This is a genomic window from Microvirga sp. GCM10011540, assembly GCF_042650665.1.
GTDB lineage: Bacteria > Pseudomonadota > Alphaproteobacteria > Rhizobiales > Beijerinckiaceae > Microvirga > Microvirga lenta.
Genome location: NZ_JBHSBQ010000024.1, coordinates 213,602 through 234,575 on the forward strand (window position 1 = coordinate 213,602; position 20,974 = coordinate 234,575).

At 65.3% G+C, this 20,974-nt stretch carries 19 protein-coding genes; 8 read left to right on the top strand and 11 right to left on the bottom strand.

Annotation, left to right across the window (positions count from 1 at the left end; translation table 11 throughout):
• Nucleotides 1-27 precede the first annotated feature (27 nt).
• The 3 genes from ACFOYU_RS09515 to ACFOYU_RS09525 all read right to left on the bottom strand — a co-directional run bounded on the left by ACFOYU_RS09515 (nucleotide 28) and on the right by ACFOYU_RS09525 (nucleotide 5,276).
• Nucleotides 28-2,667 carry a DEAD/DEAH box helicase gene (locus ACFOYU_RS09515; RefSeq protein ID WP_377033323.1) on the bottom strand — a complete coding sequence of 880 codons (2,640 nt, stop codon included), beginning with the start codon at nucleotides 2,665-2,667 and terminating at the stop codon, nucleotides 28-30.
• Between the two features lie 10 nt (nucleotides 2,668-2,677).
• Nucleotides 2,678-4,213, bottom strand: coding sequence for a site-specific DNA-methyltransferase (locus ACFOYU_RS09520; protein WP_377033324.1), 1,536 nt, complete (start codon nucleotides 4,211-4,213; stop codon nucleotides 2,678-2,680).
• A gap of 220 nt (nucleotides 4,214-4,433) precedes the next feature.
• Complete coding sequence (locus tag ACFOYU_RS09525; protein ID WP_377033325.1) at nucleotides 4,434-5,276, bottom strand: class I SAM-dependent methyltransferase; 843 nt, start codon at nucleotides 5,274-5,276, stop codon at nucleotides 4,434-4,436.
• Between the two features lie 263 nt (nucleotides 5,277-5,539).
• Between ACFOYU_RS09525 and ACFOYU_RS09530 the strand changes: the two genes are divergently transcribed.
• Complete coding sequence (locus ACFOYU_RS09530) at nucleotides 5,540-7,906, top strand: EAL domain-containing protein (protein WP_377033326.1); 2,367 nt, start codon at nucleotides 5,540-5,542, stop codon at nucleotides 7,904-7,906.
• An 86-nt stretch (nucleotides 7,907-7,992) separates the two neighbouring features.
• Here the strand turns inward: ACFOYU_RS09530 and ACFOYU_RS09535 are convergent, their stop codons facing one another.
• On the bottom strand, nucleotides 7,993-8,214 hold the full coding sequence (locus ACFOYU_RS09535) for a hypothetical protein (protein WP_226736303.1): 222 nt from the start codon (nucleotides 8,212-8,214) through the stop codon (nucleotides 7,993-7,995).
• Nucleotides 8,215-8,402: 188 nt separating this feature from the next.
• Nucleotides 8,403-8,792: a DUF3775 domain-containing protein gene (locus tag ACFOYU_RS09540; protein WP_226736301.1), complete on the bottom strand. Its 390-nt coding sequence runs from the start codon at nucleotides 8,790-8,792 to the stop codon at nucleotides 8,403-8,405.
• Nucleotides 8,793-9,004: 212 nt separating this feature from the next.
• Here ACFOYU_RS09540 and ACFOYU_RS09545 point away from each other — a divergent pair, with 212 nt between their 5' ends.
• Both ACFOYU_RS09545 and ACFOYU_RS09550 read left to right on the top strand, forming a co-directional pair.
• Nucleotides 9,005-9,259 (top strand): SemiSWEET transporter, encoded by a 255-nt coding sequence (locus ACFOYU_RS09545; RefSeq protein ID WP_226736299.1) that lies wholly within the window; start codon nucleotides 9,005-9,007, stop codon nucleotides 9,257-9,259.
• A 25-nt stretch (nucleotides 9,260-9,284) separates the two neighbouring features.
• On the top strand, nucleotides 9,285-10,085 hold the full coding sequence (locus ACFOYU_RS09550) for a C13 family peptidase (RefSeq protein ID WP_226736297.1): 801 nt from the start codon (nucleotides 9,285-9,287) through the stop codon (nucleotides 10,083-10,085).
• Here the strand turns inward: ACFOYU_RS09550 and ACFOYU_RS09555 are convergent.
• The gene (locus tag ACFOYU_RS09555; RefSeq protein ID WP_377033327.1) at nucleotides 10,042-10,578 is read right to left on the bottom strand and encodes a DUF1499 domain-containing protein; all 537 of its coding nucleotides are present in this window, start codon (nucleotides 10,576-10,578) and stop codon (nucleotides 10,042-10,044) included. The genes ACFOYU_RS09550 and ACFOYU_RS09555 overlap by 44 nt on opposite strands.
• Nucleotides 10,579-10,683: 105 nt before the next feature.
• Between ACFOYU_RS09555 and ACFOYU_RS09560 the strand changes: the two genes are divergently transcribed.
• Entirely contained in the window at nucleotides 10,684-11,025 is a 342-nt protein-coding gene (locus ACFOYU_RS09560) for a DMT family protein (protein WP_226736293.1), read from the top strand.
• 26 nt (nucleotides 11,026-11,051) lie between these two features.
• Here the strand turns inward: ACFOYU_RS09560 and ACFOYU_RS09565 are convergent, their stop codons facing one another.
• The 4 genes from ACFOYU_RS09565 to ACFOYU_RS09580 all read right to left on the bottom strand — a co-directional run bounded on the left by ACFOYU_RS09565 (nucleotide 11,052) and on the right by ACFOYU_RS09580 (nucleotide 14,053).
• Nucleotides 11,052-12,188, bottom strand: a complete 1,137-nt coding sequence (locus tag ACFOYU_RS09565; RefSeq protein WP_377033328.1) for a PQQ-dependent sugar dehydrogenase — start codon at nucleotides 12,186-12,188, stop codon at nucleotides 11,052-11,054.
• Between the two features lie 81 nt (nucleotides 12,189-12,269).
• Nucleotides 12,270-12,461 carry a hypothetical protein gene (locus ACFOYU_RS09570; protein WP_226736289.1) on the bottom strand — a complete coding sequence of 64 codons (192 nt, stop codon included), beginning with the start codon at nucleotides 12,459-12,461 and terminating at the stop codon, nucleotides 12,270-12,272.
• 147 nt (nucleotides 12,462-12,608) lie between these two features.
• Entirely contained in the window at nucleotides 12,609-13,016 is a 408-nt protein-coding gene (locus ACFOYU_RS09575) for a VOC family protein (protein ID WP_377033329.1), read from the bottom strand.
• Between the two features lie 56 nt (nucleotides 13,017-13,072).
• A complete protein-coding gene (locus tag ACFOYU_RS09580; RefSeq protein WP_226736285.1) occupies nucleotides 13,073-14,053 on the bottom strand; it encodes a tripartite tricarboxylate transporter substrate binding protein in 981 nt (326 codons plus the stop codon).
• A 122-nt stretch (nucleotides 14,054-14,175) separates the two neighbouring features.
• On the opposite strand from ACFOYU_RS09580, the gene ACFOYU_RS09585 reads away from it, so the two are divergent.
• From ACFOYU_RS09585 to ACFOYU_RS09600, 4 genes are all read left to right on the top strand, one after another.
• Nucleotides 14,176-15,378: a pyridoxal phosphate-dependent aminotransferase gene (locus ACFOYU_RS09585; RefSeq protein ID WP_377033330.1), complete on the top strand. Its 1,203-nt coding sequence runs from the start codon at nucleotides 14,176-14,178 to the stop codon at nucleotides 15,376-15,378.
• Nucleotides 15,375-15,683 (top strand): hypothetical protein, encoded by a 309-nt coding sequence (locus ACFOYU_RS09590; RefSeq protein ID WP_377033331.1) that lies wholly within the window; start codon nucleotides 15,375-15,377, stop codon nucleotides 15,681-15,683. The genes ACFOYU_RS09585 and ACFOYU_RS09590 overlap by 4 nt, the downstream gene beginning before the upstream one ends.
• 162 nt (nucleotides 15,684-15,845) lie before the next feature.
• On the top strand, nucleotides 15,846-17,885 hold the full coding sequence (locus tag ACFOYU_RS09595; protein ID WP_377033332.1) for an elongation factor G: 2,040 nt from the start codon (nucleotides 15,846-15,848) through the stop codon (nucleotides 17,883-17,885).
• A 155-nt stretch (nucleotides 17,886-18,040) separates the two neighbouring features.
• Nucleotides 18,041-19,762: an AMP-binding protein gene (locus ACFOYU_RS09600; RefSeq protein WP_377033333.1), complete on the top strand. Its 1,722-nt coding sequence runs from the start codon at nucleotides 18,041-18,043 to the stop codon at nucleotides 19,760-19,762.
• 309 nt (nucleotides 19,763-20,071) lie between these two features.
• Here ACFOYU_RS09600 and ACFOYU_RS09605 read toward each other — a convergent pair whose 3' ends face one another.
• On the bottom strand, nucleotides 20,072-20,962 hold the full coding sequence (locus tag ACFOYU_RS09605) for a LysR family transcriptional regulator (RefSeq protein WP_226736275.1): 891 nt from the start codon (nucleotides 20,960-20,962) through the stop codon (nucleotides 20,072-20,074).
• Nucleotides 20,963-20,974: the final 12 nt, after the last annotated feature.

A 20,974-nucleotide genomic window follows, 5' to 3' on the forward strand; every position in this document is an offset into this window, starting at 1 on the left:
AGTCTGCTGCGTAGACCGGAAATTGAACTATCCGTTGAGCTTCGAAAGCATCTGCGTTCTCATATCCTTCCCCTCGACGGCTTCCTCCACCATCAGGAAGAGGCTTTTCCCTCCGCTCAGCTTCTCCCAAAGTTGTCCGACCGTGCGCTTCTCGTTCGTGTTCCTGTTGCCCTCGTCGGCAAGATGAGCGCCCTTGTACTCGACCACGAAGAGGCGGCCGTCCTCAAGCAGGGCCACGAAGTCCGGGTAGAACTTGCCGGAGGCGAGGGGCAGCCAGAAGGCGTTCGGATGCTGGCTTACATTCCTGACCCAGTATCTCACCGCGGACAGACTATCCAGAGCCTGCGCGCACCGTAGCTCCTCGCCCTGCTCGGAGCCGTCGAAGGCAGGCACCTGATCGGAGCCGAGGAAGTGCTTGTTGGGACGCCAATGCCCTCGATAGAGCCGTTGATCGCCGAACATGCCGTCCCGGAAGACGAAGCCATGGTCGAAGGTGATGCTGGCCTTTGCCTCCGTTGCGAACAGGTAGTGCTTGTAGGCCTTCGCCTGCTCGGCCTTTCGGACGTCGGCGATCATCGATTTGAGCGTGCTCGCGAGAAGGAACTTGGCCCGCATCAGATGCGAGATGGGAAGCTTTCGAACACTCGTCAGATATCCGACGCAGTCGCGCACCCAGCGCAGAAGCTCGGACGGGTGGATATCCTGCTCGTGCAATCGGCGTTCGAGCCAGATGGCGAGGTTCTCCGGTGTCCAGCCCTCGACCTCGATGTTCAAGGAGAGTTGCCTGCCCTCCTCGGCGTTTCGCAGCTTCACATCGCCGTCCACGACGTCGATCTCGAAGCCGTGGGCTGCGTCGGGAATGGAAAAAACCCTCTCGTCAGGCCGGGCCGGATGGTCGAGGAGCGACCATTTGTGATGCTCCATGAGCGTTTCGGTCTCGGCAAAGACCAGCTCGCCCTGGATTTCGCTGACGAGACGTGGGACCGTGAACGTCTCGCCGCGCTCGGCAGACGAGAGAAGCGGCACGATCTCAGCGTGATAAGCCCGTGCGGCTTCCGTGAAGCCGATGCGCTCGGAAGAGGGCACCGCTTCCGCGAGGATCTGCTCCACATCCGGTGCAATTCGTCCGGTTACGGCAATCTCGACCCGTCCATCTCCGATCTCGCTCACGGTCACGCCGCGGATCGAGGCATCCCGGACGGCGGCGTAGAGTGCAGGGGAGGCCGGGACGCTGTAGCGGAAGGTGGGCTTCGGCCGCTCGCGGGGTGCGAAGAGCCCGGTCTCGTCGAAGTGCCCTTGTGCGGCCTCGATCATCTCCGGCGCTTCGTCCTCCTTGAAGCCCATGTCCGTGAGCTTGTCGACGAGGGCGTGCGCGGCAGCGGCGAAGCTCGTCTCCGAGACATGCGCATAGGCCTTGTTCAGTTCCGGCACCCTTCGGCGCTGCGCATAGGGCATTCGCAGCACGCGGCCCAGGAGTTGCTCCACGTCGATGGCGCTCTGGATGCGTGAGACGGAGCAGAACACATAGGCGAAGGAGCAGTCCCAGCCCTCCTTCAGGGCCTCGACCGTGATCACGTATTCGATTGGGCATTGCGGATCGAACAGGTCGAGGCCGTCGAGCTCGCGCTGGTCGCCGGTGGCGATGGCGATGCGGTCCTCGGGAATGTGCTCGATCTCGACAAGGTGCTTCTTCAGCACCTCGACCGTGACCTCCCGATCCTTCGGCTGCGCCTGAAACAGCACGATGGGGCGAAGGTACTGGCTTTCGCCTCTGGCCGCTTCTTCAAGCTTCGCACGGGTCGCGATGGCGCCGTTCACCGCGCCCTGCCAGTCCTTGTGCTCGGCCAGGACGATCGGCAGCTTGATCATCTCCTCGTCCTTCAACTCCTGCGCCGTGACGCTGTGGAGGATGTTGGAGTTGAAGCGGGGCGTCGCCGTAAACTCGACGATGGCGCACGGGTTCACCCGGGTCTGCATGTCGCGCGTGAGGCCGGTGACGGCGTTGTGCGCCTCGTCCACGATCATCAGGGGGCGGTGGATGTGCAGCAGGTTCGCGAAGGAGAACTTCACGCCGCCGTTCTCCAGCCGCCCCAATCCCTGCAGGCGAGAAGAGACGCCCGAGAAATGCGGCTCCATGTCCTCATTATGGGCGTAGACCCTGCGCCCCTCGGTGTTGCTCACGCGAAGGGTCTGAATCGTGCCGACGACGATGCAGAGGTTGTCGCGGACGTCGTGCGGGCGGATCTGGGTGAAGTCCGCGATGTCGAACACGCGCACGCGCCCGTCAAAAGATTCGTCCAGCGCCTGTCGATAGGGATGACGCGGATTCTTCAGAGCGTCCGCCGTCTGCAGGCGGATGGTGTTCGACGGCACGAGCCAGAGGACGAGCGGAAAGTCCTTTTCGATCCAGGCGTCGCGCGCCACCGCGACCGCATGGGCGCCGAGGATCGTCTTGCCGCCGCCGGTCGGCAGGCGCAGGCAGACGTAAGGCGTGTCGGGCAGGGCTTCCAGGGCCTTGTAGGAGCCGAGATAGCGGCCGAGGCGCTTCGCCTGTTCTGATGCCTGCGTGATGGCATCGTAGGCGCGGGCCGGCCCTGCCACGCGGGCCGTCTCGAGAAAGTGGCGCAGGACGTCGAGCGTTTCGGCCTGATAGGTCTTGAGCTTCATGAAACCGGCCTCACCGCCGCGCCTTCACGTCGTAGGGCGTCTGCTTGAAGGTGATGTCCTCGCGCGCCAGCGTCGTCGGTCCGAGGCGGGACTGCTCGCCGTAGATCGTCAGCGGACCCGCGAAGGAGGGGGCCTTCCGGGCGACGGCGTCGCGGATGATGTCGAGTGTCGCGCGCGTCAGCACGTTGCCTCCATCGGGGCGCCTGTCGCCGAGGATGCCGTTGTAGAGCAGCGCATAGGCGCGCCCCTCGTGGAGCCCCAGGAACGGCGAGCGGCCCTTGCCCTTCCAGGGCGCGTTCGTCTCGCTGAACCACACATGCGCCGCCAGCGTCGGGAAGCGGATGTCGCCGCGCACATGCCCGTCCTCGTCGAAGACCGGCGGGCCGAGCCGGTAGAACCGGAAGCCGCCGCCGCCCTTCCAGCCGACGCTTTGCGAGATGCCGCCCTGCTCGCCCTCGATCACCTTGTTGAGGCGCGGCGCGCAATGGGTGACCGCATGGTCGCCCATCTCGATGCCGATATAGCGCCGCCCCATCTTGTGCGCGACGGCCGCCGTGGTGCCGGAGCCGAGGAAGGAGTCGAGGACAAGATCGCCGGGATTGGTGGCGATCTCTAGAATGCGATGTAGTATTCGCTCAGGCTTAGGTGTGCCAAACGCATTAGAGGCACCAAACAGCGCATTTATTTCCTTCTTAGACTCCTGGTTGTGGCCCACTTCCTTGTTCGTCCACCAAGTCCAAGCGCTTACGCCTTCGACTTCGCTCAAATAGGTTTTAACACGTGGGCGAGCCTTTCCATCCCGCCCAAACCACATGCGTCCTTCGGAGGATAAACGACGGAATTCGGGCTCTATCGTGCCCCAACATCTCCCTTCTGGAGGTTCATATATCGCGCCTCCCGGTGTATAGATTTTGTACATTTGATTGGGACGCCAGCCTTGAGCTGTAAAATCTGTAGATGCCCAAAGTCCCTTAGGGTCGTTGTCTGGGTTTTTATAATTGGATAATTGTTCCTCAGGTACTGGTAACTTGTTTAATGCGACTAGCCGAGAAACCTTGGCGAATACCAGAACATGATCATGTGCAGCTCCTAGCTGCAATCGAGCCTCAGGTGAGGTTCTTTTCTGCCAAACAACATTGGCAACGAAATTCTTCCGTCCGAACACCTCATCCATGATGACCTTGAGGTAATGCGCCTCGTTGTCGTCGATGGAGACCCAGATCGAGCCGTCCTCGGCCAGCAGGTCGCGCAGCAATTCGAGGCGCGGCCACATCATGGCGAGCCATTGGGTGTGTTCGAGATTGTCGTCGTAGTGCTGGAAGGCGGAGCGCGTGTTGTAGGGCGGGTCGATGTAGATGCACTTCACCTGACCGGCATAGAAGGGCAGCAGCGCCTTCAGGGCCTCCAGGTTGTCGCCCTGGATCAGCATGTTCGGAAAGTCGGGGTCGCCGTAGCTCAGCGACGGCTCTTCCTGCAGGAGGCGGTACGGCACGCGGCGGGTCGCGCGCGTGTCCTCCTCCCGCGTCAGCCAGTGCAGGATCGGCATGGCTCAGAGAGACCGGGCCGTGCCCGGAAGCAGGTGCCGGTCCGACGTCGGTGCGCTTGCAGCGTGTGCTCGTGGAATGGCGGGATGCATCGCGGGTTGTAATCCTGTTTCCCGCGTTTTCGTAACGATATAATGATTCGTCAAGATCGGGGCGGAGCAGAAATCTGGCTCATGCTCCGCTTCGCACGCCTTCCGTTGCGACGTTCGCGAACCGCCTAAGTTATGGATGTCGCTCCCGAGGGGGGATCATCCCCCGCTTCACCGCCCTCAGCGACACCGCCAGCGGAATCGGCACCGCGCCGTCGGGCAGGCGGTACATGCGGTCGCCGGTCGGGACCATGGAGGGGAACAGCTTGGAGGGCAGGGTCTCGTGTTCGCGCAGGTATTCCAGGGTCAGGCCCGCTTCCATCAGGCCGGTGAGGATGTCCGAGAGCGGGTGGATCCAGTTGTAGTCGGTGACCGGCTTCTCGAAGGCGTCGCCGGTATAGGACGTCGCGTCGGTGAAGGCGTCCGGCCTGTCCTTGGGCGTGCGCCAGCCATAGGTCGGGCGGATCACGCCGTCGCGCTCCTCCAGCACCAGGGCTGAGGGGTGGGAATCCGCGAAATAGAAGGTGCCCCCGGGCGCCAGCATGCCGGCGACGACCTGCGCCCAGGCGCGGATGTCCGGCAGCCAGCAGATGGTGCCCCAGCTGGTATAGACGATGTCGAAGCTGCCTTCGACCGCCCTGCGCGCATCGTAGACGTCCGCCTGCACGAAGGTCGCCGGCAGGTTCGCCTTGGCGGCGAGGTCGCGCGCTCCCTCGATGGCGACGGGGGAGAAGTCGAGTCCGGTGACGATGGCGCCGCGGCGGGCGAGGGAGAGGGTGTCCATGCCGAAATGGCACTGCAGGTGCAGGAGCCGCTTGCCGCGAACATCCCCGATTTCCGCAGCGTCAATCGGGAAGAGGGTGTCCTTGCCCGCAAGGAAGGCGTCCACATCGTAAAAGCCGGTGGCATCCCGCATGTGCAGCGCGGCGCGGGCGTTCCAGCTCGACAGGTTGGCCTGCTGCCAGGGCTCGTTCATGGGAGGACTCCAGCTGCGGTCGAGGCTGCGATGAAAATTGGCTGAGCCCGGAGCGGGCGGCGCGTTTCCGGCATGGACATATTCTCTTATAACCGTTACATAGTTTCAAGAAGGATCGTTTCTTGACGGCGTTCACGGCCATTCCGATAGCATGGCCTGAAAAGCTTTGCCGGACGGAACGGATCCTTGGGAAAGGCTCCTGCCGGACCGGCAGCATGGCCACGCAGCCCAGACTGGGATGAAATGATCGCACGGGTCCGTCTATGCTCACCGTCTATGACTGTCTCGTAAACCAGCACGATCTGCGTCTCGTCGTCGTGGCGGTGGTCGTGTGCGTCTTCGCGACCGCCACGACCTTCAATCTGCTCGCCCACGTGCGCCGGTCGAAGGGCCGGAGCCGCCAAGTCTGGCTCTTCATCGCGGCGGCCTCCAGCGGGTTCGGCATCTGGGCGACGCACTTCATCGCGATGCTCGCCTTCACGCCGGGACTGGAGACCGGCTACGACATCACGCTGACGGTGGCCTCTCTCGTAGCGGCAATCGCCGCCACAGGGCTCGGCATGGCCGTGGCGCTCGCATGGAATGGGCGGCGCCTGACGGGAACCGGGGGAGCTATCGTCGGCGGCGGCATCGCCGTCATGCACTATCTCGGCATGGCCGCCTTCGAGGTGCCGGGTCGCCTGGTCTGGGACGGGGCGCTCGTCTGGACGTCCGTCGCGAGCGGAATTGCGTTCGCCGGTCTGGCGCTCCGCGTCGGGTTGGGCGGCAGAGGATCGGCTCCCATATCCGCCGGCGCCGCGCTGCTGACGCTCGCCATCTGCAGTCATCACTTCATCGCCATGGGGGCGGTGGCGATCGTGCCGGATCCTGCCCTGGAAGTCCCGGCCTCGGCCCTGTCTCCGGCGTGGCTCGCCACGGCGGCCGGCATAGCGAGCATCGTGATCCTGTTCCTGAGCTTCGCGGCCCTCATCCTCGATCTCCGCGACCGGCGCCGCATCAAGCTGGAGAAGGAGCGGATGCGCAGCTTCGCCGATGCCGCCGTCGAAGGACTGCTCGTCTGCGACGGCGGAACCATCGTGTCCGCGAACGGCAGCTTCCTCGATCTGTCGGGCTTTCCGCTGGATGAGATCGTCGGCACGGAGCTGAGCGCCTATCTGCCTGCGCCGACCGTGATCGCGAGGCTCTTCGGCCAGCCCGACCAGAGCATCGAGACGGAGCTGCGCCAAAGCAGCGGCAAGGCCGTTCCGGTCGAACTGATCATGCGCAGGGTCACCTACGCGGACAAGCCGCACAACGTGATCGCCGTGCGCGGCCTGCGGGATCGCAAGCAGGCCGAAGCGCGCATCCATTTCCTCGCCCATCACGATCCGCTGACGGGCCTCGCCAACCGGTCCAGCTTCGACCAGCGCCTCGATCTGGAGATCGAAGCGCACCGAAAGGCGCAGCAGCGGCTGGCGGTGATCTGTCTCGACCTGGACCGCTTCAAGGACGTGAACGATCTTTTCGGACATTCAGCGGGCGACCGCCTCCTGCAGGATGCAGCTCTGAGGCTCTCGGCGGCTCTCTGCGAGGGGCAGCTGATCGCCCGACTCGGCGGCGACGAATTCGCCGTCATCGTGCCGGGCCTCGACAGTCCGGTTCAGGCAGGGCGTCTCGCCGAAGTGATGCTGGAAGCCCTCGGCGACCGCGAGGGCGACGGTCCCTTAAGCCTCGTCACGGCCAGCATCGGCATCGCCGTCTACCCGGACGACGCGCCCCATCGGGCCGGGCTTCTGTCCAATGCCGATGCGGCGCTCTACCGAGCCAAGAAAGAGGGGCGCGGCACCTACCGCTTCTTCGAAGCGGTCATGAGCGAGGAAGTGCGCGAAAGGCGGAGCATCGAGCAAGATCTTCGGCAGGCGCTGGACAAGGAAGAATTGGCGATCGTCTACCAGCCCCAGACGCATATCGTCACCAAGGACATCATGGGCTTCGAGGCGCTCCTGCGCTGGAAGCACCCGGTCCGCGGCGACGTCTCGCCGGCTACGTTCATCCTCATCGCCGAGGAGAGCGGCATCATTCTGAAGCTCGGCGAGTGGGTCTTGCGCACCGCCTGCGGGCAGGCGGCGGTATGGGACCGGCCGCTCAAAGTCGCGATCAACGTCTCCGCGCTCCAACTCAACAGTCCGAACTTCGTGGACCTCGTACAGGACGTGCTCAAGCAGGCGAGGCTCGATCCTGCTCGCCTGGAGCTGGAAATCACCGAATCCGTGCTGATCCGCGATCCGGAGCGCGCGCTCCACACGCTGACCGAGCTGAAGGGCATCGGCGTCTCCATCGCCATGGACGATTTCGGCACCGGCTATTCATCCCTGTCGAACCTGCGCAACTTTCCCTTTGACAAGATCAAGATCGACCGTTCGTTCGTGCGCGCGATCGACCGCAACATGCAGGCCGCCGCCATCGTGCGGGCGGTGCTGGGCCTCGGACGCGGGCTCGGGCTGCCGGTGATTGCGGAGGGCGTCGAAACGTCGGGCGAGCTCGCCTTCCTCAATGCCGAAGGCTGCAAGGAGGCACAGGGCTTCCTGTTCGGGAGACCTGCGCCCATCGAAGTGTTTCGCAACGTGACGCACAGCGAAGCCGTCGCCTGACGGAGGCGTCGGCGATTGTCTCGGCCTGAATGTCCGGGAAAATTCGAGGAGCCGGGATGCCCTTCAGCTCCTCGCGAATGCAATCGTCATGCGGTGAAAACGGTCGGTCCCCTCAGGTAGACGGCCGTGCGGTCTTCCTCTTCCTCGATCGCCACGGAAGGCACGGTTGCCGGCGCCTTTTGCGCTGCCCGTCCCACGATCGCTGGATCGGCCGAGCTTTCGGCGGCGGCAGGCTTGGCGAGACGATCGTCGACGGGCTTTCCGACGGCGCTCTCATCCGAGGGGGAGCTGGGTTGGCGGGGAGTCATGTGCGCCTCCTTGGGGCTTGCCCGGGAGTGTTGACGCGATCCTTGTCGCAATTGCGGCATCTTTGCTTGAACAGGGCCGCAACCGTTCACGTCCGCTCGATGAAGGTGCTGGTCGGCAGCAGGGCGCGCGAAGCATCACGGCGGCACCGCGCTCATGCGCCTGCTCCTGATCGGAGGAACCTGCCGGCTCAGACGCAGCTGCGTCCCATGGCGTTGAGGCCTTCGTCCCAGAGATCGGCAAGATTGGGGATGCCGATCAGCCAGTCGGCGGTCGAAAGGGAGCTCGCCCCCTCGCGTTCCCGCGCCAGGCGGACCGCCGCGCCCCATTCCTCGGGTTCCATGTCGCCGCGCCCGATATAGACCAGGGCGATCAGGTCGGCGCGCTCGTCGTCGTTGAGGCCTGCGATGACATCGCGGAACTCGTCCTCGGTCGCGTCGTCCGGCGCGGCGGTCAGGGAGTCGATGTTGCCGTCGTCGATGGGGTTCGAACCGGAAGCCGGGTCCGTGACACCCTCCTTCACGTCGATGGCTCTCGCCCGGAGAATGAGTTCGCAGACCTTGTCGAGCGCGATATCCATGGAAGTCCTCGTGGGAAAAGTCTCTTTTGTCGTGTGAAAGGGAAACCCCGAAGACGGCTTTCGGTTCGGCTTGAGGGTTCATGCCCTTGCGGCAGGTCTCTCGCGCCGCTTCCTTCGAGCCGATCTCCGCCGGCCTTCGAGGTTGCAAGGATTTCATGGGGAGGCTGGAGGGAGTGTGATAAAGCTGCGCCGCCTCCATTTGCGATTCGACCATGTCCGGACTTGAAATCCTCGGCTTCGTTGCCGCCATCCTGACGACCGTATGCTGGCTGCCGCAGGCTTTCAGAACCCTTCGGACAAAGGATACGAAGTCGCTGTCGCTGCTCACCCAGAGCATTTTCACGCTCGGCGTCGGGCTCTGGCTGATCTACGGAATCCTGGCCGGGAACGCGCCGATCATCTTCGCCAACAGCGTAACCTTCGTGCTCGTCGCGGCGATCCTCGCCATGAAACTGCGTTATGGTTAAAGTGGGCTGGCGCCAGGAGATCACGATGCGCCGGTTCTTCGCCTACTGCCTTGTCGGATTTGCTCTAACGGCCGGTCTTCCGGTCGAGGCTTTCGGCCAGAACGCCCGTGCGCCCGGCCCGATCAGGGTCGCGCCGCACCGTCCGGGAGAAACGGACGCCTATATCCTCTCCTTCGGCCTTTGGGGGCCCCAGAGCGTGTTCGAGAGCGAGGCCAAGGGCGCGGCGCGCATTCTCGAAAAGCAGCTCGGCTCGAAGGGTCGGACCATCGTCCGGTTCAACTCGAAGCGTGTGTCCAATGCGACGCCGTCGTCCATGCAGGCTGCGGCCCGCGCTGTCGGCGAAGCCCTCGATCCGCAGGAGGATGTGGTCGTTTTCGTCCTCACCTCCCATGGCGCCCCCGAGGGCCTCGGGGTGGTCAGCCGGAAGAGCGAGGAGATCATGACCCCGGACGACGTGCGGTTCCTCCTGAACGAAGCCAAGGCCCAGCACCGGGTCGTCATCGTGTCCGCCTGCTATTCGGGCGTCTTCGCCAATGCGCTCGCCGACGAGCGGACCCTGGTCATCACGGCCGCCGCCGAGGACAAGCCGTCGTTCGGCTGCCGCGACGGCGCCACCTGGACCTATTTCGGCGACGCCTTCTTCAACAAGGCCCTGCGCGGCGAAACGCGCCTCGACAAGGCCTTCGAGAAGGCCCGCGGGCTCGTCACCCGGCGAGAGGAGAAGGAGGGCTTCGATCCGTCCAATCCGCAGATCGCCGGCGGCTCGCAGGTTCTGGAACGTCTCACCGCCCGCTGCCGCGCCGTTCGGCCTCAACGGACGTGCTGATGCGCTCAATCCAGCGCCGGAGCCGCTTTCCGTTCGCACCGAGATCCGACCGCCCGATCTGGCTGCGGGAGTAGAGCGCGACGGTCGAACGGTCATCGCCGAGATCGACGACCTTCACGTCCACCGTGTCGGGAAAGCGCATGAGACGCGTGCGGACGAGATAGCGGTCCTGGCCGGAGGTGGAATCCACGAGCTGCGTGCCGGGCTCCCGTGACGCGACGTCCCTGACGATGGCCCGCAGGCGCTCGGAGGAAACGGGAAAGACGGGAGGCTCGAAATCGGGCTCGGCGCCGGGGCAGAAGTCCCGCGGGCAGGCGAGGCAGTCGTTGGGCGTCCTGCGCCGCCGAAGCGTCGCGAAGTCGGCCGGTCCGAGGTCGGGTGCGCCGAAGGCCCTCTGCCAGACCGCTTCGATGCCGGTCTCCCAGATCCGCCAGAGACCGTAGCCGAGACCGGCTCCCGCCAGTCCCACTTTGAGCGCTTTCGATTTCTTCATCAGGCTGTCCGCACCGGCCGCTTGACACTGGGGCCGACAAGAATAGGGCAGGGAGCACCATTGTCACCTCGTCCGCGCCCCTGGACCACCTCCAAGAAGCCGCCCATGAATCCACACGTCGCGCCTGTCGTCATGCTGATCGCCTCGAACGTCTTCATGACCTTCGCCTGGTATGGCCATCTGAAGTTCAAGACGGCGCCCTTGTGGATCGCCGTCTTCGCCAGCTGGGGTATCGCCTTCGTCGAGTACTGGTTTGCGGTGCCGGCCAACCGCATCGGCTCCGCCGTCTATTCGGCAGCGGAGCTGAAGACCATTCAGGAGGTCATCACGCTTCTGGTCTTCGCCGGCTTCTCCGTGTTCTATCTCAAGGAGTCGCTCGGCTGGAACCACCTCGTCGGCTTCGCCCTGATCGCCGCCGGAGCCGCCTTCATCTTTCAGGGCCGGTAGCCGGCGTCCGCAACCGAGGGGCCCGGTCAGTCGGCAGGCCGCATGCGCAGGATCCTGCCCTGGGACGAATCCGTCAGGAGATAGATCAGGCCGTCCGGGCCCTGGCGCACGTCGCGGATGCGCTCGCCCAGGTTCTGCAGCATCCGCTCCTCGCCCGTCACCCGGTTGCCGTCCACCTCCAGGCGTGAAACGAGGCGGCCCGAGAGCGCGCCGACGAGAATGCTGCCGTGCCAGCCGGGAAAACGGTTGCCGGTGTAGAAGGTCATGCCGGAGGGAGCGATGGAGGGATCCCAGTAATAGACCGGCTGCTGCAGGCCCGGCTTCGCCGTGCCTTCGCCGATCTTCGCGCCGGAATAGTCGACGCCGTAGGAGATGACGGGCCAGCCGTAATTCTTGCCCGGCTGCGGGATGTTGACCTCGTCGCCGCCCCGGGCCCCGTGTTCGACCGTCCATAATTCGCCGCTGGCGGGGTGGAGGGCGGCCGATTGGACGTTGCGGTGGCCCAGGGACCAGATCTCGGGGCGGGCACCCTCGCGCCCCAGGAACGGGTTACCGGGCGCGGCGCCGCCCTCGGGCTTGATGCGGACGATCTTGCCGATGTGGTTCGCCGGGTTCTGAGCCTGCTCGCGCAGATCGAACCGGTCGCCGAGGGTGACGAAGAGGTTGCCCTCGCGGTCGAAGACCAGGCGCGAGCCGAAATGGTTGCCGCCGCTGTAGGACGGCTCCTGCCGGAAGATGACCTGCAGGGAGTCGAGGGCCGTGCCGTCCTCGTTGAGACGGGCCCTCGCCACGCTGGTGCCGGCCTTTCCTTCGCGTCTGTCCTCCGCATAGCTGAGATAGACGAGGCGGTTCTGCGAGAAGTTCGGATCGAGCGCCACGTCGAGCAGCCCGCCCTGCCTGCGGGCGGCGATCTGCGGCAGGCCCTTGATCGGCTCGGAGAGCGTCCCGTCCGGCGCCACGGTCCGCAGGCGACCGGGCCGTTCCGTCACCAGCATGCGGCCGTCGGGGAGGAAGGTGAGGCCCCAGGGATGCTCGAGACCGCGGGCGACCGTCTCGACGATCACTTCCACCTTGTCGGTGCGAACCCGCTGCGTGTCCTGGGCCAGGGCGGCTGAGCCGAAGCTGAAGGCCAGGAGACAGCCTAGGGCGAGGGAAAACTTCATCGGGACCTCTCCGTCAACGGAATGGACGGAGAGCTAGCTTGTCGGTGCGCAGGGTCAACTGCGAGGCCTATCACGCCCTCGTTATTGCGAGGCGTAGAGGGAGGTTGTCCCCTGATTATGGCCGGTCAGCATCTGGGTCGTCGCCATGACCGAGAGGGTCGCGAGCCCCATGAGCAGGACCAGCGCCAGGGAGAAACGGCTTTCCTGCCGAGGATCGAGGCGGTGGGCGCGGGACTCGGCGCGGCGGGCATTTCTCGTGCGGAAGGTATTCATTACTGTTTCCCCCAGCAGGAACGGCGGGCGTATAGGGAAAAAACCGCCCTGAATCGAGAAAGTTCCAGTTAACGGTGGAAACTCTGCTTTCAGAGTATCGGCTAAGTGACGGAATTAACTATTCATTAACCTTTTGGGCAACGCCCCTCAGGTCCTCGGACGAACAACGACTGAATCCGCGGATCGTTCGGTCGGCCCGTGAAAGACGGCCTCGATGTTGTTGCCGTCGGGGTCGAGGGCGAAGGCGCCGTAATATCCCGGATGGTAGGAGCGCTCTCCCGGCCCGCCATTGTCCCGCCCGCCATGGGCCAGAGCCGCCTCATGGAAGGCATGGACGGCCTCCCGGTCCTTGGCCTGGAAGGCGAGATGCACCCTTGAGACGGGGCCGTCCGCCCGGTCGACCCAAAGCTCGTCGCAGGCAAAATGCCGCGGGCTCTCCGAGGTGAAGCGCAGCCCCACGGCGTCCAGGACGGCGCGATAGAACCGCCGGCTCGCCTCGAGATCGGAGACGCGAAGGTGAACGTGGTCGATCAGGCGGCCCTGGTGGAACTGCATGGGACGGTCCTCGTCCTGTCGGCCCGGAGCGCCGACGGCGCCCCGGGTGATCGGCGTTACTCCGCGTTGATGTTGGCGGCCTTGATGACGTCCGCCCAGGTCTGAATCTCCTTGGCCAGGTAGGGCTTGAAGGTTTCCGGGTCACGGACGTTCAGGGTGAAGCCGAGCTTGGTGATGCGGTCCTTCACGTCGGGCCTGTTCAGGATCCCGATGATCGTCTTCGACAGCTTGTCGAGAACCGGCTTCGGCGTACCTGCGGGAGCGAAGAAGGCGGCCCAGGATTCCGCGTCCGCGTCGGTGATGCCCTGCTCGCGCAGGGTCGGCACGTCCGGAGCCTGCGGGTTGCGCTCCGGGCTCGCGATGCCGATGGCGCGCATGTTGCCGGCCTGGAACTGCGACAGGACGCTCGGCAGGGTCGAGTTCGACACGTCGATGCGCCCGGCCATCAGCTCGGTGACCAGGGGAGCCGCGCCGCGGAAGGGCACGTGGGTCATCTTGGTGCCGGTGCGCGTCATGAAGAGCTCGGTCGCCAGGTGCGAGCCCGAGCCGACGCCGGTGGAGCCGTAGTTCAGCTTGCCCGGATCCTTCTTGGCGAGGGCGATGAGATCCTGCATCGACTTCACCGGGAGCCCGTTGGGCACCACGAAGACGTGCTCGAAGGCGCCGGCGCCGGCCAGCGGCGCGAAGTCCTTGATCGCGTCGTAGCCCGGCTCCTTGAGCAGGAACATGTTGTTCCCGTGCGTCTGATTGTTCCCGAACATGATCGTGTAGCCGTCGGGCGCCGCCTTGGCGACGGTGCGGGTTCCCACCGCGCCCGAGGCGCCGGCCAGGTTCTCGACGATTACGTTCTGACCGTATTCCTTGCCCATCTCCTCCGCCACGATGCGGGCGATGACGTCGGTGGGGCCGCCTGCCGGATAGGGAACGACCATCTTGATGACGCGGTTCGGGAAATCCTGAGCGCTGGCGGCCGTGGCCAGAAGGGTCGCGCCGGCGAACAGGCCGAGCGCGAGGCGGCGGGTGACGGAAGTGATCATCGGCAAGGCGTCTCCTCAAAAACCCATCGAACATGGGCTGTTTTGCTTGCTTGGACGGCCGGGGAGGAATAGGGTCCGCCGCCGTCACAGATCCCTTCTAACGCCCCGACCGGAGGATTCCCATGGGCTTTTTGTCTGACGCCCTCTCGCGCATCAAGCCGTCTGCCACGATCGTCATCACGCAGAAAGCGCGGGATTTCAAAGCCCAGGGTCGGGACGTGATCAGCCTTTCGGTCGGCGAGCCGGACTTCGACACGCCCGACAACATCAAGGAAGCCGCCATCGCGGCCATCCGCCGCGGCGAGACCAAGTACACCCCCGTCTCCGGCATCGTGCCCCTGCGCGAGGCCATCGCCCGCAAGTTCAAGCGCGAGAACGGCCTCGACTACAAGCCGTCGCAGACCATCGTGTCCACCGGCGGCAAGCAGGTCATCTACAACGCGCTCCTCGCCACCCTGAACCCGGGCGACGAGGTCATCATCCCGACTCCCTACTGGGTGTCCTATCCCGAGATGGTGGGCCTGTGCGGCGGCAAGGCGGTGTTCGTCGACACCACCATGGAGCACAATTTCAAGCTCCAGCCGGAGCCCCTGGAGCGCGCCATCACGCCGAAGACCAAGTGGATCATCCTCAACTCCCCGTCGAACCCGACCGGCGCGGCGTATACCCGCGAGGAGATGAAGGCGATCACCGACGTCCTGATGCGCCACCCCCATGTGTGGGTGCTCACCGACGACATGTACGAGCACCTGACCTACGGCGACTTCGAATTCGTGACCCCGGCCCAGGTCGAGCCGGGCCTCTACGACCGCACGCTCACCATGAACGGCGTGTCGAAGGCCTATGCCATGACCGGCTGGCGCATCGGCTACGCGGCCGGCCCCGACCAGCTCATCAAGGCCATGGATTTCGTGCAGGGCCAGCAGACCTCCGGCGCGGCCTCCATCTCCCAATGGGCGGCCGTGGAGGCCCTCGACGGCCCGCAGGACCACCTGCCGCGCTTCAAGAAGGCCTTCGAGGAGCGCCGCGACCTCGTGGTCTCCATGCTGAACCAGGCGAAGTACCTCAAGTGCCCGATGCCGGAAGGCGCCTTCTACGTCTATCCGTCCTGCGCCGAGGCCATGGGCAAGACCGCGCCGTCGGGCAAGGTGCTGCGCACCGACGAGGACTTCGTGTCGGAGCTGCTCGAGGCCGAAGGCGTCGCGGCGGTGCACGGCTCGGCCTTCGGCCTGGGCCCGAACTTCCGCATCTCCTACGCCACGTCCAACGCGGCGCTCGAGGATGCCTGCAACCGCATCCAGCGCTTCTGCGGGTCCCTGCGGTGAGCGACCTGCCTCGGACCTTCCATCCGGATCCCGAGGCCGCGCCCTACCGCATCGACCAGCAATCGCCCTACCGGGTGAAGTCGGACTTTCGGGTCGACTTCACCAATGGCGGCTATGTCGAGGCCAAGGACTTCATCCTCGACATCGAAGGGGACGGTGTGACCCCGGAGCGGCTGGCGGAGATGATCGTCTCCGCCATGAACCTCCTGAGGGCAGGGCCGGTCACCATCCATGCCATGACCATCGTGCGCCGCGGCGAGCACCGCGACGCCGAGCCTGCGGCGGTCCCTGGTGGCACCCCCTGAGCAGGACGATCCCTCCTCCCAGGAAGGCCGGGCGCGAAGCCTGGCCTTTTCTTTTTGGAGAGGCCCGATCCGATGTCTCTTGCCAAAGCGGCATGACAGGCAGAGCATCACATCAACGCGACCGGCAAGAGCGCGCTGACGGGGGCAGGGAAGGAGACTCTCATGGCACCCAACGGCAGAGGAGCGGCGGGCCCGCGATGCATTGCCATCGTCGGCCCATTCCAGAGCGGCAAGACCTCACTCCTTGAGGCGATCCTGGAGCGAACCGGCGCGATCGGCCGGGCGGGCCGGGTAGCAGACGGGGACACCGTCGGCGACGGGAGCGCAGAAGCCCGCGCCCACGGCATGAGCACCGAGCCGAACACGGCGACGGTCGAGTTCCTCGGCGAGAAGATGACCTTCGTCGATTGCCCCGGCTCCATGGAATTCATGCACGAGATGCGCAACATCACGCCGGTCTGCGATGCGGCCGTGGTGGTGTGCGAGGCCGACGAGCGCAAGATCCCGGCCCTGCAGATCATCCTGCGGGAGCTGGAAGAGGCCGACATTCCCCGTTTCCTCTTCATCAACAAGATCGATTCCGCGACCCGGCGCGTCCGCGAGACCCTCGCGCTGCTGCAGAAGGCGTCGCGCACGCCGCTGCTCCTGCGGCAGATCCCGCTCTGGAAGGACGGCATCGCCGTCGGGTTCATCGACCTCGCCCTGGAGCGCGCCTTCATCTACCGCGAACATGCCCCGAGCGAGATCGTGGACCTGCCGGGCGATGAGGCCGCGCGGGAGCGCGAGGCGCGCTTTTCCATGCTCGAACGTCTCGCAGATTACGACGATGCCCTCATGGAGGACCTGATCTCCGAGATCGAGCCTCCGCGCGACCGTGTTTTCGACGATCTGGCCCGCGAGTTGCGGGACCGGCATGTGGTGCCCGTGCTCATCGGCTCGGCCGAGCGCGGCAACGGGGTCACGCGGCTCCTGAAGGCGCTCCGGCACGAGGCGCCGACCCTGGAGGAAACGCGGGTCCGGCTCGGCGTTCCCGAGGACGGCGCGCCCCTGGCGCAGGTCATGAAGACCATGCATCTGGGGCAGGGCGGAAAGCTCTCCCTGGCCCGGGTCCTGCGCGGCGCCTTCCATGAAGGCGATACCGTCGTCGGCTCGCGGGGAACGGAGGCCCGCATCGGCAGCCTTCTGGCGATGGTGGGAACAGGCACAAGCCGTATTTCCGAGGCCAAGCCCGGAGATACCCTCGGTTTCGGACGGCTGGAAGCCATCGCAACCGGCGATGCCTTCGCGGCCGGAAAGTCCCGCCCGGAGGCGATCCTGTCCATCGCGCCGCCCGAGCCCGTCTATGCGGTGGCCCTCAAGGTGAAGGACCGCAAGGACGATGTCCGCCTCTCCAGCGCGCTTGCGAAGATCACCGAGGAGGATCCGTCCCTCGTGGTCGAAACCCGTCCCGACATGGGCGAGATCCGCCTTCTCGGGCAGGGGGAGATGCACCTGCGGGTGGCCGTGAAGCGGCTCGCCTCGCGCTTCCAGGTCGGTGTCGAGACCGGCAAGCCCCAGGTCGCCTATCGCGAGACGATCCGCTCCAACGCCGCAGCGCGCGGCCGGCATCGGAAGCAGACCGGCGGCCACGGTCAGTTCGGCGACGTCATGATCGAGATCGGTCCGCTGCCGCGGGGCGAGGGCTTCGCCTTCCACGATAGGATCACGGGCGGCGTGGTGCCCCGCCAATACATCCCCTCCGTCGAGACCGGCGTCAGGGATGCGATCAAGTGCGGTCCCCTCGGCTTCCCCGTGGTGGATCTCGCCGTGACGCTGACGGACGGCTCCTACCACACGGTGGATTCGTCGGATGCGGCATTCCAGGCGGCGGCGAAGCTCGCCCTGGCGGAGGCGCTGCCCAAGGCGAAGCCCGTGCTGCTGGAGCCCGTACTCTCGGCCGAGATCGCGATTCCGACCGAGGCTCTTTCCAAGGCCACGGGCCTCGTCACCGCCCGGCGGGGGCAGATTCTCGGCTACAATGCCAGGCCCGGCTGGGAGGGATGGGACGTGATCAGCGCCACCATTCCGGAGGCGGAGATCGGCGATCTGATCGTGGAGCTGCGGTCCGTCACGGCCGGCGTGGGAACCTTCTCGACCCGCTTCGACCACATGGCGGAACTCAGCGGCAGGCCTGCCGAGCAGATCCTGCAGAAGGCGCACTGAGCCGCGAGAATTCCGGTAAGAACCTGAACGGTCGGAGCATTCCGATCGTTCAGGTCTAAACTATCCCATCGACAAACGTGCTCTTCCGCGTCAAGTTTAGCTTTGACGGAGACGCCATCTCCCAAAGCAACCTCGCCACGAAGCGGAGGAACACGATGAACGCCCCCAACACGGCGGAACATTCCGGTGCAGCCGGGCAATATGCGGCCCGGCCCTGGTCGAGCTCCTATCCGGCCCAGGTTCCCCAAACCATCGACGTCGAGCGGACCGGCACCCTGGTCGACATCTTCCGTGAAGGCGTGTCGGCCTACGGGTCGCGAAACGCCGCCGAAAGCTTCGGCAAGCGCATGACCTATGCGGAGCTGGGGCGAACCGCCGATGCGGTCGCCTCCTGGCTCCAGGCCCAGGGAATGGGGAAGGGCGACCGGGTCGCCATCATGATGCCGAACGTCATGGCCTATCCGGCCGTCCTCTTCGGGATCCTGATCGCCGGCTGCACGGTCGTGAACGTCAATCCGCTCTACACGCCGCGCGAGCTGACCCATCAGCTGCAGGATTCCGGCGCGCGGGCGCTGTTCGTGCTCGAGAATTTCGGCGCCACGGTGCAGGAAGCCCTGAACGACGTGAAGCTCGACCGGCTCGTCGTGGTCAAGCCCGGCGACCTGCTGGGCCTCAAGGGCTCGATCATCAACATCGTGTCGCGGCACGTGAAGAAGGCCGTCAAGCCCTTCAGCCTTCCAGCGGCCGTCGCCTTCAAATCGGTCGTCGCGCAGGGGGCGAAGCAGCCCCCGAAACCGGTGGCGGTGACGCCCGACGACATCGCCTTCCTGCAATATACCGGCGGGACCACCGGCGTCTCCAAAGGGGCGATCCTGCTGCACCGGAACGTGACCGCGAACGTGCTCCAGTGCGAGGCCTGGATGCGCCCGTTCTTCGGCGAGCGCACCGATCACGTGATGGTCACGGCGCTTCCGCTCTACCACATCTTCGGCCTGACGGTCTGCGCCCTGCTGATGACCCGGATCGGCGGGTGTCAGCTGCTCATCGCGAACCCGCGCGACATCCCCGGCTTCGTGAAGATCCTCAAGTCGAGCCGCATCACCCTGATGTCGGGCGTCAACACCCTCTACAACGCCCTGGCGAACGCGCCCGGAATCGAGGAGGTGGATTTCTCGCAACTCGTCTTCGCCGTGTCCGGCGGCATGGCCACCCAGGCCGTTGTGGCGAAGAAGTGGAAGGCGGTGACCGGGCAGCCCATCGTGGAAGGGTACGGCCTGTCCGAGACCTCGCCCGTGGTCTGCGCCAACCGCCTGGACATCGAGGAGTTCACCGGCACCATCGGCTACCCGCTTCCCTCCACGGACGTGTCGATCCGCTCCCAGGACGGAGCGCCGCTGCCCTTCGGCGAGAGGGGCGAGCTGTGCGTGAAGGGCCCGCAGGTCATGGCCGGCTATTGGCAGCGTCCCGACGAGACCGCGAAGGTGATGACGCAGGACGGCTACTTCCGCACCGGAGACGTGGCGGTGATTCTGCCCCACGGCGAGGTGAAGATCGTCGACCGCATGAAGGACATGATCCTGGTCTCCGGCTTCAACGTCTATCCGAACGAGGTCGAGGACATTCTCGTCCAGCACCCCCAGGTGACCGAGGCTGCCGTCATCGGTCTGCCGGACAGCAACGGCGGGGAGGTCGTGGTCGCCTACGTGGTCCGCAAGGATCCGTCCCTGAGCGCGGACGAACTGCGCCAGTTCTGCCGCGAGAACCTGACGCCCTACAAGGTGCCGCGGCGGGTCGAGTTCCGCGAGACGCTGCCCAAGACCAATGTCGGCAAGGTTCTGCGGCGCGTGCTCAAGGACGAGGTCACGCAGTCGTCGTGAGACGACGCCCCGCCGCACCCGGAAGGACAATTCGCTCCGTCCGCGAACGGGCAAAAAAAAGCCGGGCCCAGGGCCCGGCTAAAGTAGAGGTCCGACAAATAAGTCAAAACCTTCCAGAGGGAACGGCCGACACGACATCGCCGGGAGGAAGAAAAGCGATGCCGCGTTGAAATCAGCCGAGGCTTATATTGAAGGCATTCGGCCCGTTTGCAATGCAACATGCCTCATGAAAGGGCTGCAACATCTGCATGGCTTCGGTCACAGAGACGACATGATCTGCGACTGTCGAGCTTGCGCCGATTCCGGCTGTCAGAAGGTCCAGCGCTGGGCCTTGGTGATGAGGAAGTCGCGGAAGGCCTGCACGCGGGCGACGGAGCGCATCTCCTCGGCATAGACCAGGTAGCTGTCGAGGGAGGGCATCTCCACGTCGCGCAGGACCTGGGTCAGGTTCGGGTTACCGACGACCGCGTAGTCCGGCAGCACGGCGATGCCGGCTCCTGTCTCGACGGCGATCTTCAGGGCCGTGATGTTGTTGACCACGTAGTGATACTGGCGCGGCTCCCGTCCCTCGCGTCCCGCGGTCGAGAGCCAATGCACCGCCATCAGGTAGGACGGCTGGTCGCCGCCGAAGGAGACGATGCGGTGCTCGTCGAGCTCCTCGAGGGTCTTGGGCTCGCCGAAGCGCTTGAGATAGTCGCTCGACGCGTAGACGTGGAAGTGAACGGTGAAGAGGCGTCGCTGGATCAGGTCCGGCTGCGCCGGACGGCGCAGGCGGATCGCCACGTCGGCCTCGCGCATGGCGAGGTCGAGCTCCTCGTTGCTGAGGAGCAGCTGCACCCGGACGTCCGGGTAGAGGTCCATGAACTCGGCGATGCGCTGGGCGAGCCAGATCGAGCCGAGGCCGACCGTCGTGGTCACCTTCAACTCGCCCGAAGGCCGCTCGCTGGTTTCCACAAGGCGCGCCTTGGTGGTTTCCAGGCGCATCCGCATGTCCCGGGCCGCCCGGAACAGCAGGTCGCCCTGCTCGGTCAGGATGAGGCCTCTGGCATGGCGGTGGAAGAGGGGAGCCCTCAGCTCGCGCTCGAGGGCGCTGATCTGGCGGCTGACCGCGGACTGGCTCAACCCGAGATCGTCACCGGCGCGCGTGAAGCTGCCAGCCTCCGCGACCGTATAGAAAATCCGGATTTTGTCCCAGTCCACGGCATTCCCCTG

Bases quoted from the DNA above. Each gene is read 5' to 3' on its own strand.
- ACFOYU_RS09515 (WP_377033323.1), bottom strand. From the start codon at position 2,667: ATGAAGCTCAAGACCTATCAGGCCGAAACGCTCGACGTCCTGCGCCAC.
- ACFOYU_RS09520 (WP_377033324.1), bottom strand. From the start codon at position 4,213: ATGCCGATCCTGCACTGGCTGACGCGGGAGGAGGACACGCGCGCGACC.
- ACFOYU_RS09525 (WP_377033325.1), bottom strand. From the start codon at position 5,276: ATGAACGAGCCCTGGCAGCAGGCCAACCTGTCGAGCTGGAACGCCCGC.
- ACFOYU_RS09530 (WP_377033326.1), top strand. From the start codon at position 5,540: ATGCTCACCGTCTATGACTGTCTCGTAAACCAGCACGATCTGCGTCTC.
- ACFOYU_RS09535 (WP_226736303.1), bottom strand. From the start codon at position 8,214: ATGACTCCCCGCCAACCCAGCTCCCCCTCGGATGAGAGCGCCGTCGGA.
- ACFOYU_RS09540 (WP_226736301.1), bottom strand. From the start codon at position 8,792: ATGGATATCGCGCTCGACAAGGTCTGCGAACTCATTCTCCGGGCGAGA.
- ACFOYU_RS09545 (WP_226736299.1), top strand. From the start codon at position 9,005: ATGTCCGGACTTGAAATCCTCGGCTTCGTTGCCGCCATCCTGACGACC.
- ACFOYU_RS09550 (WP_226736297.1), top strand. From the start codon at position 9,285: ATGCGCCGGTTCTTCGCCTACTGCCTTGTCGGATTTGCTCTAACGGCC.
- ACFOYU_RS09555 (WP_377033327.1), bottom strand. From the start codon at position 10,578: ATGAAGAAATCGAAAGCGCTCAAAGTGGGACTGGCGGGAGCCGGTCTC.
- ACFOYU_RS09560 (WP_226736293.1), top strand. From the start codon at position 10,684: ATGAATCCACACGTCGCGCCTGTCGTCATGCTGATCGCCTCGAACGTC.
- ACFOYU_RS09565 (WP_377033328.1), bottom strand. From the start codon at position 12,188: ATGAAGTTTTCCCTCGCCCTAGGCTGTCTCCTGGCCTTCAGCTTCGGC.
- ACFOYU_RS09570 (WP_226736289.1), bottom strand. From the start codon at position 12,461: ATGAATACCTTCCGCACGAGAAATGCCCGCCGCGCCGAGTCCCGCGCC.
- ACFOYU_RS09575 (WP_377033329.1), bottom strand. From the start codon at position 13,016: ATGCAGTTCCACCAGGGCCGCCTGATCGACCACGTTCACCTTCGCGTC.
- ACFOYU_RS09580 (WP_226736285.1), bottom strand. From the start codon at position 14,053: ATGATCACTTCCGTCACCCGCCGCCTCGCGCTCGGCCTGTTCGCCGGC.
- ACFOYU_RS09585 (WP_377033330.1), top strand. From the start codon at position 14,176: ATGGGCTTTTTGTCTGACGCCCTCTCGCGCATCAAGCCGTCTGCCACG.
- ACFOYU_RS09595 (WP_377033332.1), top strand. From the start codon at position 15,846: ATGGCACCCAACGGCAGAGGAGCGGCGGGCCCGCGATGCATTGCCATC.
- ACFOYU_RS09600 (WP_377033333.1), top strand. From the start codon at position 18,041: ATGAACGCCCCCAACACGGCGGAACATTCCGGTGCAGCCGGGCAATAT.